Raw genomic sequence first — 14,372 nt, 5'->3', positions numbered from 1 at the left:
CAATGCCGTGGCGCCACCGGTGCTCAAACTTGGCAAAATCTAGACGCCCGCTGGCTGTCGAGATCCTGAAATAGAAACACAATACTAATCCATCATATCATGCCAAAAGTAGATCAACCGATGCACAAGGACGGAGACTTCTTCGTCGATTATGAAGAGAAAGTCTTCGAGGACGTCAAAGCGGAGCCGGGCGAAAAAGCCTTGGTGACTTTTCACACGGTCGCGTTCGAAGGCTCGATCAGCATCGTAAACACACTCTCCGCGACCCGTCTTCTGCGTAAGGGTTACGAGACTTCTATTCTCCTTTATGGACCAGGTGTCACTATGGGTTTTCAGCGAGGATTTCCGACTTTAGGGGACGAAGCGTTTCCAGGACATCTTTTTGTTAACCAGCGTCTAGCCAAGTTCATGGAAGAGGGTGGTAAAGTCTACGCTTGTCGCTTCTCGACCCAAGCCTTGTACGGCCAGACTGAAAAGGCCTTCATTCCAGGAATAATACCGATCAATCCGCTCGACGTGCTCGACTGTATTTTGCTGCACAAAAAAGCGAATGCGGTGATCATGGACTCTTGGACGGTGTAACCTTCTAACCATTGCCAGATATGATCCGAGCCGCCGCCATCCAGATAGCGCCCGACCTCAAAAGCGGGGCCGCAACCGTCAGCCGCATGTGCGACGCCGTGTCCGACGCGGCGAAGGAAGGCGCGCGGCTCGCAGTCTTTCCGGAAACTTTTGTACCGTATTACCCTTACTTTTCCTTTGTCGAGCCACCTGTATCCACCGGACGGGCACACCTGTCGCTCTACGAGGAAGCGGTAGCCATCCCCGGGCCCATTACCGAGACACTTTCTCGCGTCGCCATCGATTTCGATATGGTGCTTTGTGTAGGAGTCAACGAGCGAGACGGAGGATCTCTTTACAATACGCAACTCATCATCGACACGGATGGAGCGATCAAATTGAAGCGCCGTAAGATCACTCCGACTTTCCACGAACGAATGATCTGGGGACGGGGTGACGGCTCCGGTCTCAAGGTTGTGGATACAGCTGTCGGACGTGTCGGTGCCCTAGCCTGTTGGGAGCATTACAACCCGCTGGCTCGCTACACCTTAATGGCCGATGGAGAGCAAATTCATTGTGCACAGTTCCCGGGATCGATGGTAGGGCAAATCTTCGCGGACCAGATCGAAGTGACGATTCGGCACCACGCTCTCGAAGCGGGATGTTTTGTTGTTAACTCGACTGGGTGGCTGAGCGATGAACAGCGTGCGTCGATCACGGATGACCCGAAAATGCTAAAGGCTCTCAGCGGCGGCTGCTACTCGGCAATTATAGGACCGGATGGCTCTCATCTTTGTGAGCCGATTACTGAGGGAGAGGGCATCGCTATTGCCGATCTCGATTTTGAGCAAATCACCAAGCGCAAACGCATGCTTGATTCGGTGGGCCACTACTCGCGTCCGGACCTGTTTTCGCTCTCCGTCAACAAAGCGCCGCAACCAGCTATAAATTCCCTAAACGAACGAGAAATTGAACCAATCGAATACAATGAAAGCGTATCCGAATTCCAGCCCGTATAGCGAAGGTATCTTCGAGCAAAAGAGTTTCCTGTTGTCGGAATTGCAATCCTATGGCGTTCGTTTGACCGTGGACGAGGGTGCTTCGTCGCGGGTCGGCGGGGCGGGACCGACTGATCACAAGGCAATGACTGTTTTAGGAACCACCATCATGGTGCCGGTCCACACCCACGCTGCCGCTTCGTCGCCTTTCGCAGCGGGATCGACGCTGCCGGATGGTCGGGTAGAGCTTCTGCATCAAAATGAGAGAATCGCTTATGTTAGCTACCCGCCTCAGCCCAAATTCTACAGCTTCACAACTGAAGAAGGCGTGCCCTATTGGAAGATCGCGACCTTGCATTCGAAGGACGTGCTGGCCACGACAGTATTGCAAACTTGCATACGCTACGGAAACAAAAGCACGAAGTGCCAGTTTTGTGCTATTGGCGAATCGCTCAAGGCGGGTCGCACCATACCTCACAAGAGTCCTGCCCAACTGGCGGAAGTGGCGACGGCCGCTCAACGCTACGATGGGATTAGCCAAGTCGTAATGACAACTGGCACACCGGTCACCAGCGATCGGGGTGCAGCAGTCTTGGCCGATTCCGCACGCGCTATCAAGGAAGCGACAGGGCTCCCCATTCAGGCCCAGTGCGAGCCACCCGATGACTTTGGTTGGTTTCAGCGCCTGAAGGATGCGGGAGTGGATACGCTAGGGATGCACCTCGAGGCGTGGGACGAATCCGTTCGAGCGGAGATCATGCCCGGCAAAGCGGAGGTGCCGGTTGCATTCTACCTGAAAGCTTTTCGGGCAGCGGTCGCGGTCTTTGGTCGTGGCCAGGTCAGCACTTACTTGCTCGCGGGACTCGGCGATTCCAGAGAAGGGCTTATCGAAGCTGCTCGCGAGCTGATCGATATGGGTGTCTATCCTTTTGTGGTGCCTTTCGTGCCAGTGACCGGCACCCAACTGGAGAACCGCTCGGCTCCGAGTTCCGAGTTCATGCGCTCGGTCCTATCGCCGATAGGCGAAATGCTCGCGCAGGCGGGCATGACCTCCGACAAGCAGAAAGCCGGCTGCGCCAAATGCGGCGCCTGTTCCTCGCTTTCCAGTTTCGAAAATCCTCAATCAAGTGGTTGCTCGGCAGCCTAGTAAGCAAAGTAAGAAATGCCAGAGACACCTTTTACCGTTGAGCTACCGGACGGAAGCGTCCGCGACTGCTACTCCCCTTCGTCTGTTGTACGCGAGTATTTTACCCGCGGCGAGACGCTCACCGTGGAGGAATTCGTATCCAAATCTCGGATCGCTCTCAATGAAGCCTCTTCTCGGGTTGAGGCGAAATTCGGTTTCGCCTGCAGCGGAGCCATGTCGTCGCTCGCCAACATAGAACGATGGAGCTCAGCTCTTGAAAAGGGCGACCTCCTGAAAATCACCAAAATCTAAATATCAATGAAAAACGAAAGCCAACGCACTGAGGTCGTCATCATCGGCGGCGGTCAAGCAGGACTCAGCATATCGTATTACCTTTCCAAATACGGAATTTCTGACCAGGTTATTCTGGAAAAAAACAAAGTGGCCCATAGCTGGCGAGAGGAGCGTTGGGACAGTTTTTGTCTGGTCACTCCCAATTTTCAGTGCCGCTTGCCGGACCATCCCTACGATGGAGAGGACCCAGATGGTTTTATGCTCAAGGACGAGATCGTCGCCTACGTTGATAGATTCGCCCAGAAAGTGACCGCGCCGATCCACGAGGGCGTGACTGTTCTCTCGGTACGAAAGTTGGACGATGGTTTCGAGGTTGAGACCACCATCGGTAACTGGATGTGCGAGAGCGTGGTCAGTGCCGTCGGATCCTTCCACATCCCCTTGCGTCCTCCAGGCTTTGAACGGATTCCGTCCGGCATTCAGCAGATATTTGCCACGGACTATCGCAATCCGGATCAGATCCCAGAGGGTGCGGTAGCCATTGTCGGGAATGGTCAGTCAGGCTGTCAGATCGCAGAGGACCTACAGCTTGCAGGCCGTCAGGTTCACCTCTACTTGGGAAATGCACCGCGTTCGCCGCGCCAATACCGTGGTAAGGACGCCGTGGCGTGGCTCGAGGAAATGGGGTATTACGAAACCTGCTACGATGAGCATCCTGATCCGGAAAAGGCTCGAGGCGGGACGAACCATTACCTCACTGGCAGGGACGGTGGGCGTGAGATTGACCTGCGCCGTTTCGCCCTCGATGGCATGAAGCTTTACGGCTACCTAGAGGAAGTGACGGAGTCGGGTTTCCGCTCGCGACCTGACGTGAAGGAGAAGCTCGACAAGGCGGACCGCTCCTACCTCGGGATTCGCCAGCGGATCGACGAATACATTGCTGCCAACGGCATCGACGCTCCGGAGGAGCCGCCTTATGTTCCCTGCTGGAATCCTCCGTCGCCGGAGGAAACCGAACTCGATTTCGAGTCCGCAAACGTTTCTAGCGTGATTTGGTGCCTTGGTTTCAAGCCAGACTTTTCCTTCATCGAACTCGACATCTTTGATCATCGAGGAATGCCACATCACAAGCGCGGCGTGACAGGGGAGTCTGGGCTATATTTTCTTGGATTACCTTGGCTGCATACTTGGGGTTCGTCCCGCTTTGCTGGGATCGCGCAGGATGCTGAGCACATTGCCAATATGATTTTGAAGCGGAGAAAGCGGGTGGAGCCTTGGCCTGAAATCCAGCGCATGAGAGCCGAGACAATCGGCGCCGAAACTGCTTGAAAATCACGAACCTAATTTGCCGACCATGTTGATCGAACGATTCAGAGCGTTTCAGCCGCAAGACTTTGTATTCAAGCTCGCTCAGAGCGAGGAGGACCAAGCCGGTTTTCATGCCTTGCGCCGTCGCATTTTTTGCGACGAGCAAGGCGTGTTTCAGGACGACGATCGCGATGCGATCGACGAGAGTATGATTCCCATTGTCTGCAAGCCAATCATCGCTGGGATGGAGGACGAGGTCGTGGGCGTTGTACGCATCGACGAGCGCGAGCCAGGCGTTTGGTATGGCAGTCGATTAGGTGTTGCGCTCGATTTTCGTCGTATCCGGCGATTTAGTTCAGCAGCGTCGGTGCGTAACCAGCAACCTTGCAACGCCGGTCTTGGAGCGATCGGAGCAGGACTGATCTATAAAGCGGTGTCTACTGCCAATGCGATCGGGTGTCATGAATTTTTGGCGACAGTGCAAAAGCAGAACGCCCGCTTCTTTGAGCGCTTGCACTGGCAGCCGCTGGAAGAGATCGAACTTTTTGGCCTGCCGCACGTGAAAATGCGGGCGGACCTAAACTATTACCAACCAGCGGCGAGTGTCGCATGACGCAATTGTCGACGAAGCCCATCGATTTGCGCGAGCTCGCGGCAGCTCTCGCTCATCACCCGTCGGTGGTGGAAAAGGCAGGTATTCATAAAGCATATACTAGAGCCCAAGACGTTTGCGGAAACGTGAGCCTTGGCGACGACTGTGCGGCGATTGAGGATCCCGAGAGTGGCGGGTATCTGCTATTTGCGGCGGAGGGTATGCTCGAATCATTTGTAGCCCAGGACCCCTGGTTTGCCGGGTACTCGGCGGTGATGGTGAATCTCAGCGACGTAGCGGCCATGGGGGGACGTCCTATCGCGATTACAAATACTCTGTGGGCGTCCGAAGGGCCGGCATGTGAAGCGATTTGGCAAGGCATGCGGGCGGCGTCAGAAGCGTATGGGGTCCCGGTCGTTGGCGGTCACACGACCCGGATATCGGCTGAGGCTCCTGCCCATCTTGGAGCCTCGGTGTTAGGACGAGCGGGAAAGCATTTGCTTACGAGTTTCGACGCGCGGGCAGACGATCGACTCGTTATTGCGGTCGACTTGAATGGAGCCTACCGAGGCGACAAGCCATTTTGGAATGCCAGTACTACGACCGATCCCGAGATACTGCGTAGCAATCTAAGGCTTTTGCCTCAGCTTGCGGAAGATCAGCTCTGCAGTGCTGCTAAGGACATTTCTAATGGAGGAATTATCGGCACGCTGGCCATGCTCTGCGCCTGTTCAAGAGTCGGAGTGGTTGTCGACCTTGATCGATTGCCATGTCCTTCTGGAGCGGAAATGATGAAATGGTTAATTTCGTTTCCAAGTTATGGATACGCATTTGCCGTATCCGAAAATAAGGTAAACGAGGTCGTGAGTATTTTTGGTGAAAGAGGCGTAGCTGCTGCGGAGTGTGGCTTTTTCACGAAGGAAGAGGGGATTTCACTCAGTTTCGGAAATAAGGTCGAGCCGGTCGATTTCGCCGTCTAGTAGCTGAGCAGTGGCCCGGCTTTCACGGGATAGAACCGCTGAACGAGTTCGATCGAGCTCTCGACTCGCTTTGGCCCCGGTGCCTGTCTGGCATTCTACCTAGCTTGCAATTGGATCGTGAAGGTTTCGAAGATACCTTAGAATCAGATTCTAAAGAACAGTCCTAGAGCTCGTTATGCGGTTTTGAATCCCGCGAGCCCGACCATTTTGAAAAGAAAGCCGCTTTCGTAATCACTTACGAAAGCGGCTTTTTTTGAGGCTAGTGGCTGGTCGACGAGTGATGAGCGAGAAGCCTATTGTCTGACGGTTCTTTGGGAAGCGAGGATGAGCAAACTCTATTTTGTTGCGAGCCCGATACTGAAAGGCTCAGTCCCACTCGGGATTTGCCGTCCGTTGAAACTTTCGTGCCGATCTAGGTTATCCCACGAGGATTGTCCGCTTCAGGAAATCTCGTTTTTATCGGTACGAGAGCCCTTGGCTTTTGAGCTAGCGAGCAGTAATGAGAATAGCCCAATCTTGCTCGGGCGAGTGGGGCGGTGTGCCGAGTGGGGTAGTAGTCGAGGCGTCAGCGAAAGCGATCGATCCGAGTTGGAGAGGGCCGCCTTTTATGGGGTCGTACCAACGAATGTCGAAGATGCCCTCGACGTTGGCGAGGTTGAGGGAGGCGGTGCCTCCATTCTTCAAATACACGACGTAGGTCTGTCTTGGTTGGGCGAATACGTAATCGTCCTCGCCTTCAACCAGATCGTTCGCGGATCGCATGCGGTGAAAAGGGACGTACTGCGAGAAGAAGTCGTGAGCGACCTTGCTTTGTTTCCACATGGTCTCGCGCACGCGGAGGTCTTCGCTGCTCAGGTCGCTGGTAGGAGCGTTGTTTTGCCAACCGAAGTACCATGAGACGCCGGAGCCGCCTGCCATGAGGGTCCCCCAAAGGACGTCTTTTCGAGCGTGGTCGCGGGTGGGATCGTCGGCGTCGGGGCGAAGTCCGTATTCCCAACCTAGGGGTTCGTCCATGGATACGAGCCACGGGTGACCGGCGTCGCGGGACATCTTCAGGTGGTCGAGGATGTCCTTGTTGTAATGTTCGTGGCGTTGCAAGGTCGGGCCGTCGAAATCTGGATACCCGGCGAGCTGCGGGTAGATTTCCACGATGGAGATTTCGTGCACCTTAATCGGGTGGTTGTAGGGATCGAGCTGGCGGATGAAGGAGGAGAACGCTTTGCGTTGCTCGTGGGTGTTGCCGAGACCGGCGTCCTTGCCCTTTTCGTCGGTCCAGCCGTTTTCCTCGCCGAGATCCCAAGTGAGGGCGAGGTGATGTCCGAAACGGGCGATCATTTCCCGATAGTAAAGCTTGCGGGTATCGGCAAAGGGAGCGCCGCCGTCGCGGAGTTCGAAGAGGTTCTCGTTTTCCGTTTCGGTGAGCAGCATGAGAATGTGGATACCGTTTTGCTGCATGTGGGAAAAGGCGATCTCCCATTGCTCCAGCTTGCTGATGTCAAAGGTTGTACGTTGTGTAGGATCGATCCAGGGCCATACGTCGCAGCCGTCGCCTTCGTAGGTGAGCGGCATGAGGTAGGCAGAATTCAGGCCTTGGGCTGCGGTGTAGTTGATCAAGCCGATTAGGCCCTTGCTGTCGTGCCCATCTTCGTCGGTCCAGTGAGGGTCGCCTTGCGACCAGTCTTGGCGATGCGGGCCGTAGTGGTGAAGCTGGTCTTCGCCCAGAGAAGGGAATTCCGGATTTTTGGCGTCGTCGTAGGTGCCGTCGAAACCATCGAAAGCGAGCATGTTTTCGGGACTGCCGAGTCCGACTTTGAGGAAGTATTCTGCGGACCCTTCGAATTGCTGGTAATGGGCGCCAACGTAGTTGAGGCGGCCTTTCGCTCGAAAGTCCGTGGCGCTGGAAGAGAGTTCGCTGGGGTTGATGGTGAAGGTGCCGGAGGCGTTACTCAGGGGAGCAGGGACGCCTTCGGCTTGCGAGATGGCGATGTCTTCACCGCTTACGAGTTCTGCTTGGTAAGTCCATTTACCTGAGCGATTCGGAGTGAAGCGTGCTTGCCATTTGTTTCCGCTTACGGCGTGGGAAATGGCGGCATTGCCATCGGCGGCGAAGTAGCCCGGGACTACGTATTTGGTTTCTCCGTGGCTAAAGGTCACGGTCAAGCGATGGTCGAGGAAGGTGGAAGGATCGTTCTCGTTGGCTTCGGGGCCGTCGAAGGTGAGGATGATCGTATGCCAGGTTTGTAGTTCTCCATCGACTACGGCGGCGTTGGCGAAGGGGACAGCCAGCAGGATGCTGGCTGAGAGCAGGTGGGTGAGAGTTTTCATGTGATTTAGTTCGTGTTGTATTTCTTCTCCAGGTTCTCCGCTGTCCAGAATCCGGTTTTTCCTTGGCTGCTGGCCCGGACCTTGGCGACTTGTTCGGGGGTGATGGGGCTGGCTTCGTTGCCGAATGCGTTGCGCACGTAGGTGAGCACGGCGGCGACTTCATCGTCGTCGAGCAATCCGTAGAATTGGGTCATGGGAACGTGTCCGGCGTATTTTTGGCCTTTGACCTGAATGGGGCCCATCAGGCCGTAGAGGGTCAGATCGATCAAGCGCTCGGGGTGTCCATTGGTCCATTCGGTATCAGCGATGGGAGGGAAGGAAGCGACGGGCAGGCCTTGGCCGTCCTCCTGGTGGCAGGTGACGCAGTGTCCCTCGCGGCGGTAGATCTCGAAGCCAAGCTTCCAACGTTCTTGTTCCGTTTCGCTCAAGCGATCAGGGGCTGCAGCCTCGTTCCCGCCGGTTTCGATTTTCGGGATTCCGCCGAGGTTTACGAGGGCTTGGCTGTAGGCTTGCCGTGTCCATTCGTCCAGCGGCATCTCTCCTATTTGCTCGACGATTGACTTGGAAGCGGGGGTCTCGAGTCGCGAGGCTGCGATGATGGTTTCCAGTCTCACGCGTGGATGTGCGTCCTTGGCGGCTCGTTCAAGCAATTCGGTAGTGTTTTCAAGCAGATGGCTGTTGTAGCGCAGGGCTCGCACGGCAGCGGCGCGAACTTGGTAGGAATTGGCTTGGAGCAGGTCTTGCAGCAGTTCGATGTCTATTTGGTTGAGACCCCAAGTCGTCCAAAGCGCTTCCAGTTTATACCTCTCGTAGTTCTGGTCCTTCGTATCGATATTTTGGATCCAGGACTCTAGAGCGGCGAGCACTTGAGAAGAGGGCCTGCCTCTAAGTTCTCTCCTGATGCGGTAGCGGGTGCGGGCTTCCGGGAGGGAGAGTCCTTCCACTAGTTCTTCGATGCTTGCCTGGGTGAGGTCGAAATTTTGGACGAGCGGACGCTCAGTGTGAGTGATGCGATAGATGCGACCGTGGGCGTGGTCGCGCAGTGGATCGCGGGCGTTGTGTTGCATGTGCCCGATCAGCTGATTGTGCCAATCGACGATGTAGAGGGAGCCGTCTGGCGCGAATTCGAGGTCGACAGGGCGGAAGTTGGGATCGTTTGAAGTGAAGAGGTCCTGGCGGAACTCGCTTTCGTATCCGGCGCCCGAATCGGTGATGCTGTGCTGTTTCGCGCCCAGAAATCCAATACAATTATTCAAGAGGTAGTCACCCTGAACCTCGTCGGGAAAGTGTGTGCTGGAGACGAATTCGAGGCCGGAAGTGGGGCGAACGCGGTGCGCTTGTGGGATGATGCTCTCGGTTCCGACAATCAATTGGCCGTATTTCGGCTTTACCTGAAATGGCAGCATCCAGTGCATGTCGGGATCTGAGGTGTTGAGGAAAAAGTCTTGGCCCCATTGGTCATGGGCGATGCCCCAAGGGTTGGGGATATGGGTTTGCACGATTCTCTCCAGTTTCTGGCGCTGCGGGCTGAATCGATAGAAGCCGCCGTTGACGGCTCGAACCGGTCCATAGGCGGTTTCCACGTTGCTGTGCAAGAAGACGCCTTCGCCCATATAGATGGCTCCGGCCGGATCGGCGGTGAAGGCGGAGATGGCGTGGTGCGTATCGTGGGTGTCGAAGCCAGTGAGTAGAATTTCTTGATGGTCGGCTACCCCGTCGCCGTCGCGGTCCTGAAGCAGAAGGAGGTTGGGGGCTTGGGACAGGTAAACGCCTTCGGGCGCAAGTTCAAATCCGATGGGAAGGTGTAAGTTATCTGCGAATACGGTTTCTTTGTCGGCCTTTCCGTCTCCGTTGGTATCCTCGTAGATGAGCAGCTTGTCGTCGGGATGGGAATCTCCGGGGCGGAAATGCGGGTAGCTTGGCAAGGTGGCGACCCAAAGGCGTCCTTGGTTGTCGAAGGAAAGCTGGGCGGGATTGGCTAGGTTTGGAAACTCCTTTTCCGAGGCGAAGAGCTCGATCTTGTAGCCTTCGGCGAGCGTGAAGGAGTCGATAGCGTCCTGTCCGTAGCGGTACGAGTTCTCGGCCCGTTCGGGAGCGTTGGTTTCGATTTTGCTGAGGGCGCGAGTGTTGCGGTCTGCAGCGGCGAGATCGAAGGTCTTCCCCGCTAGCAGAGCGTGGATGGCTCGGTCGCGATTGGCTGTAAGCTGGCGAACCTTTTCGATTTCCTCTGGATAGTTCTCGTCGCCAAAGGGTTGATAGCGGCGGCCGTAGGCGTGGACGCCATTCGGCATCTGGTAGTCGTGAAACCAATACCAGTCTTTTTCGAGAACGAGCTCTCTGAGCTCTTGTTGGGTTTCGGGAGTCGCATCGCTGGACGATCGTGGCGCAAGACCGCTTCCCACAAAATGATTGGCGAGGATGGTTGCGAGTTGGCGGTAGCCGGCGTCGTTGAGGTGGGCGCCGTTGACGGTAAGGGCTTCGGTTGTGGAGTCGAAAAGGGATTTGGTGGGAGTGAAGAGGTCGATGAAAGGAACGCCCTTCGCGGAGGCCACTTCGGCGATAGCCTGTGTGTAGAGGGCTAGGTTTCGGTTTTCCGTTTCGCCGTCGGGAAGGTCGTGGTTTCGGCTGAGGTCCTGGAAGGCGATAGGGGATGCGAGAGCGAGCTGGGGAGGGGAGTCGCCATTGTAGCGTTGACTCAAGGTGTGGTCGACGAAGGCGGCGAGTTCTTCCTTGAATCGTTCGAGTCCGGAGGGGCCGGCGAAGGATTCGTTGAAGCCGTAGCAGGCGAGAATGACGTCGGGCTTTAGTTGGGCGAGCCATTTGTCCTCGGTGGGGTAATGGCCTTCGCCGCTGTGGTGCTGGAGCTCGGGATGGAATTTCTCGGCTCCGGGGAAGGCCCACTGGGAATGGCGGGAGGGGTGTGGGCGAAAGCCCGGGGTGGAGCCGGATCGAGAAAGGTTGCGAACCGTGAGCCCGCTCGCGGGGAAGCGTAGGTGGAGCTCTGTCTCGAAGTGGCCGTGGTGGAGCATGCGCTCGCTCAGGCCGTTGCCTAGTACGACGAGTCTAGCGTTTTTTTTTAAGTCGATGGAGGCGTTGGATGCTGGAGTCTGCTTGGCGAGCGTATCCAATTCTTCGGGACTGAGGATGGATCGGGCGGAGTGTCCGATGCGATAGTCGGAAACGCGCAGTTTACGCTTCTGGAAATAGCCTTTTTCTTGGAACCCGAAGAAAGATGGATCGAAGGGATCGACGTAATCGACGTTGGCTCGCTCGGGTACTGGCAGGTCGAGCAGGTGATAGGTCGCGTTGACGAAGAGGCGGCGCAGGTCCTCGTCCTGCAGGTCGTAGGCCGCTCCGGCGGTGGTGGCGAAGCAGACGCCTTCGTTATTGCCGTCGGGAGTCGGGTAGGATTTCAACCAGGCCAGCGGCATCATGGGATCGTTTTTGGGGCCTTCTAGGTTTCGGGAGTCGGGTTCCAGGGTCTCGGTCACGGCGCCGCGCAGCAGCACGGTGGCGGCTTGCTGGTCGAGGTGCTCGATGCCGTAGATGTCGGACCAGGTGAAAATGTCGCCTACCGCGTTGAGGACTGGATGCTGGGCGTTTTGAGGAACGACGACAGCGCGGCCCCCTTCAACTTTGTGGACTCCGTGGTGGTTGAGCCAGTTCTCTCCGACCACGTTTTTGCCGAAGTTTCGCCAGTCGTAGCCTCCGTAGAAATCTTCGTTCTTGAAAGCGTGGGTGGCGGTGCGGAAGGCGATCAGCGGTTTACCCGCGTTGAGAAAGTCAAGGATGGGCTGAAGCTGTTCGCCGGGCAGGATTCGCCAGCGCGTTCCGAGAATCATGAGATCTGCTTCGTAAAGCGAATCGAGTCCGGGGATGTTGCTTACGTTGTTAGGATCGATGTATTCAGTTTTCGGATCGATGGCGAAGAGAACGGTGCAGTGGAAGCCATGGCGTTGGGTGAGGATCTTGGCCAGCATGGGACAGGACTCCTCCGAGCGGTATTCCTCGTCGCCTGAGATGAGGACCACTCGTTTCCCGTTGTCCTTGTCTGGAGCGGGTTCGAAGACCAATCGGTCGCGACCGTTGGAGTGAGCAAGGGTCGCGCATGAAAGGAGTAGTGAGGCGAGGGCAAGTAGGCGTTTTAGGGGCATGCTTTATATTGTTAGCGCGGAAAGGCTAGAGTTCGATGACAATGGCTTCGTGTATGTGAAGTTTCGGCAGTTTGCAAACCAGTTGCCCGTCTTCGTAATGAGTATCGATAGGGCGTTGGTCGTAGGCGGAGTAGACTTTGCTGGGCGCTTTCGGAGGAGCGATTTTGGCTTCCAGGTCTGGAAAAGGGGCGATGTCCTCGATGATTTCGATCGTGGTGGGGCCATGAGCGCCGTTGATGATGTCGCCGCGGGCTTGAGGCTGGGCGTAGAGGAGGTGCAGCACGAAGCGGTTGTGCTCGGCTTGGTGAGCGAGGGTGACGCGTCCGGTGCTCGGTAGGTTGGTCTGCACGACGGGATCTCCGATGAGGCGCTTGATCGCAGACGCGAAGGCGTATTTGATTAGGGGTTGGCCAAACTTCCGGTACTCCTCGCCAATTGGATGGGCAAAGTAGACAATGTTGTCTGTAGCCAAAATTCCTTTACGGTTTTTTGCAGCTTCGAGTTGGTAGGGCGTTTGTTGATGGGAGCAGAAATGCTCCGGGCGGCGATTGAAGTAGGGCTCGTGGATGTTGGCCAATCCCGCGGCCTCGCTGCTCCTTACTTGCTGGGCGTGAGTGTAGGCGATAAATGGCGACGTGGGCATGCGACTGTCGAGAGTTTGGTCGACGCGGAGGTATTCTTGTTCATACTGGGAGGGCCCTTCGACGGTGGCGGGGAATGGTAGCAAAAAGCGGTCGGCTTTTTTGTTCATTCCGGAAGTGCCGGAGAGGAGTAGCTTGCCGCCTTTTTCCAGGTAAGCTTTGAACTTTTCGAGAAGCTTGCCCTCTTCGAAGGTGATACGGTCTGGGAGTATGATCAGCTTGTAGGCGCCGAAGTCGCAATGCTCGTCGATGACGTCAAAGGTGAGTTGAGTCTCTAGGAGCATGCGGGAGATGCCGGTGTCGTGAGGGTCGTCCGCATTTTTCGGACCGCGCGAAAAGTGACCCTCGGAGCTGTAGAGGGCGATGGGGGAAATTTGCTTCGCTTCCTCGAGATAGGGTTCGAGTTGGCTGATGCGTTTGTAGGCAGGCGCTATGCTCTGATAGGTGTTCGTATCCAGTTCTCCTGACGGATGAAGCTGGTCGCCGATGCTGCAGCGGGCTCCAAGGGATGCCATGAGGCAGCATTCGTATTCGAGGGCGGCGGCTTGCTTGAATCCGCCGAAGTCTCCCCACCAGTTGTGGAACTTGCCGGTCATGCCGAGGAAGTCCTTGTCGAGGGCTGGGGCGTAGCGAGCGGACAAGGGGAAGTGGTCGTAACCCCAGCCTCCGGTGGGCAAGGATTCGATTTCTAGGTGGTCGAAGTACTGGTAGCGTTCGCGTTCGTTCTTGTAGATGTGGCCGCTGTTGAAGAAGAGACGCAGGTTCGAGCTGAGCGTTTTGGTGGCTTCGGCGAAGGCTTTGTAGAATTCCAGGACGATGCCGCGGTCGTTCTTGACCCGGTCCTCGCGGAGCTCGGGATTGAGCCCGTGGTTGAGCATGCGTTGCAGGGCACCGGAGCTGACGTCTTCCCAGTCGATAAGGATGTCGGCGAAGATGCCAGGTGGGTCGTAGCGTTCGACGATTTCCCGGCCGAGGTCGCAGATGTGTTTGACGAGCCCTTCATTGGCGAGGGACACGGGCGACCATGTGGGAACCGGTTGATTGGTTCCTGTGTTTTTGGATACAACTTTCCAGTCTGGATTTTGGCGAGCCATGAGCTCGTCCCATTGGATGGTGAGGTAAATCGGGGTGGCGATTCCGACCTTGTTGCAGGCCTCTACCATCTCGCCAAGCAGATCCGGACGCTGGAGGTGCGGGTGCGGGGTTCCGTGTTGGGTGGGGTAGTAGCACCAGCCATGGTGGCACTTGGAAAAAAGGGTGACCGAGTTCACGTTGGCGTCGAGCAGCGTGCGAGCGAAGCGTTCCGGATCGAAGTCTTGGCCTACATCCGGGATGTGCTCGGAGGTATGGAAATCCAAGTGGATCTGGCGGTAGGGAAGGGACATGCTGCCGG

Annotated in this window: 10 protein-coding genes; 7 read left to right on the top strand and 3 right to left on the bottom strand. The window is 56.4% G+C overall.

All coding sequences use genetic code 11. The features are described 5' to 3' along the window. Positions 1–99 precede the first annotated feature (99 nt). Genes IEN85_RS00865 through IEN85_RS00835 form a run of 7 tightly spaced genes read left to right on the top strand, consistent with a single transcriptional unit; the run spans position 100 to position 5,859 of the window. Positions 100–582: an MSMEG_0572/Sll0783 family nitrogen starvation response protein gene (locus IEN85_RS00865; protein WP_191615173.1), complete on the top strand. Its 483-nt coding sequence runs from the start codon at positions 100–102 to the stop codon at positions 580–582. A 20-nt stretch (positions 583–602) separates the two neighbouring features. Then, a complete protein-coding gene (locus IEN85_RS00860; RefSeq protein ID WP_191615172.1) occupies positions 603–1,580 on the top strand; it encodes a Nit6803 family nitrilase in 978 nt (325 codons plus the stop codon). Further along, positions 1,549–2,706 carry an MSMEG_0568 family radical SAM protein gene (locus tag IEN85_RS00855; RefSeq protein WP_191615171.1) on the top strand — a complete coding sequence of 386 codons (1,158 nt, stop codon included), beginning with the start codon at positions 1,549–1,551 and terminating at the stop codon, positions 2,704–2,706. Before IEN85_RS00860 ends, IEN85_RS00855 begins: the two co-directional genes overlap by 32 nt. Before the next feature lie 15 nt (positions 2,707–2,721). Then, complete coding sequence (locus IEN85_RS00850) at positions 2,722–2,997, top strand: MSMEG_0570 family nitrogen starvation response protein (RefSeq protein ID WP_191615170.1); 276 nt, start codon at positions 2,722–2,724, stop codon at positions 2,995–2,997. 6 nt (positions 2,998–3,003) lie between these two features. Next, entirely contained in the window at positions 3,004–4,308 is a 1,305-nt protein-coding gene (locus tag IEN85_RS00845) for an MSMEG_0569 family flavin-dependent oxidoreductase (RefSeq protein WP_191615169.1), read from the top strand. A gap of 25 nt (positions 4,309–4,333) precedes the next feature. Further along, entirely contained in the window at positions 4,334–4,900 is a 567-nt protein-coding gene (locus IEN85_RS00840) for an MSMEG_0567/Sll0786 family nitrogen starvation N-acetyltransferase (RefSeq protein WP_191615168.1), read from the top strand. After that, a complete protein-coding gene (locus IEN85_RS00835; protein ID WP_191615167.1) occupies positions 4,897–5,859 on the top strand; it encodes a sll0787 family AIR synthase-like protein in 963 nt (320 codons plus the stop codon). The genes IEN85_RS00840 and IEN85_RS00835 overlap by 4 nt, the downstream gene beginning before the upstream one ends. Positions 5,860–6,345: 486 nt before the next feature. Here IEN85_RS00835 and IEN85_RS00830 read toward each other — a convergent pair whose 3' ends face one another. Genes IEN85_RS00830 through IEN85_RS00820 form a run of 3 tightly spaced genes read right to left on the bottom strand, consistent with a single transcriptional unit; the run spans position 6,346 to position 14,364 of the window. Continuing rightward, a complete protein-coding gene (locus IEN85_RS00830; protein WP_191615166.1) occupies positions 6,346–8,184 on the bottom strand; it encodes a DUF5060 domain-containing protein in 1,839 nt (612 codons plus the stop codon). A gap of 5 nt (positions 8,185–8,189) precedes the next feature. Continuing rightward, complete coding sequence (locus tag IEN85_RS00825) at positions 8,190–12,338, bottom strand: PVC-type heme-binding CxxCH protein (RefSeq protein WP_191615165.1); 4,149 nt, start codon at positions 12,336–12,338, stop codon at positions 8,190–8,192. Positions 12,339–12,363: 25 nt separating this feature from the next. Beyond that, positions 12,364–14,364 carry an alpha-amylase family protein gene (locus tag IEN85_RS00820; protein WP_191615164.1) on the bottom strand — a complete coding sequence of 667 codons (2,001 nt, stop codon included), beginning with the start codon at positions 14,362–14,364 and terminating at the stop codon, positions 12,364–12,366. Positions 14,365–14,372: the final 8 nt, after the last annotated feature.

Source organism: Pelagicoccus enzymogenes (assembly GCF_014803405.1).
Taxonomy (GTDB): domain Bacteria; phylum Verrucomicrobiota; class Verrucomicrobiia; order Opitutales; family Opitutaceae; genus Pelagicoccus; species Pelagicoccus enzymogenes.
Note: the sequence above shows the minus strand (reverse complement) of the source record. Positions and strands in the feature narration are given on the sequence as shown.

Excerpts from the sequence above, each read along its gene's own strand:
- IEN85_RS00865 (WP_191615173.1), top strand. The coding sequence starts at position 100 with ATGCCAAAAGTAGATCAACCGATGCACAAGGACGGAGACTTCTTCGTC.
- IEN85_RS00860 (WP_191615172.1), top strand. The coding sequence starts at position 603 with ATGATCCGAGCCGCCGCCATCCAGATAGCGCCCGACCTCAAAAGCGGG.
- IEN85_RS00855 (WP_191615171.1), top strand. The coding sequence starts at position 1,549 with ATGAAAGCGTATCCGAATTCCAGCCCGTATAGCGAAGGTATCTTCGAG.
- IEN85_RS00850 (WP_191615170.1), top strand. The coding sequence starts at position 2,722 with ATGCCAGAGACACCTTTTACCGTTGAGCTACCGGACGGAAGCGTCCGC.
- IEN85_RS00845 (WP_191615169.1), top strand. The coding sequence starts at position 3,004 with ATGAAAAACGAAAGCCAACGCACTGAGGTCGTCATCATCGGCGGCGGT.
- IEN85_RS00840 (WP_191615168.1), top strand. The coding sequence starts at position 4,334 with ATGTTGATCGAACGATTCAGAGCGTTTCAGCCGCAAGACTTTGTATTC.
- IEN85_RS00835 (WP_191615167.1), top strand. The coding sequence starts at position 4,897 with ATGACGCAATTGTCGACGAAGCCCATCGATTTGCGCGAGCTCGCGGCA.
- IEN85_RS00830 (WP_191615166.1), bottom strand. The coding sequence starts at position 8,184 with ATGAAAACTCTCACCCACCTGCTCTCAGCCAGCATCCTGCTGGCTGTC.
- IEN85_RS00825 (WP_191615165.1), bottom strand. The coding sequence starts at position 12,338 with ATGCCCCTAAAACGCCTACTTGCCCTCGCCTCACTACTCCTTTCATGC.
- IEN85_RS00820 (WP_191615164.1), bottom strand. The coding sequence starts at position 14,364 with ATGTCCCTTCCCTACCGCCAGATCCACTTGGATTTCCATACCTCCGAG.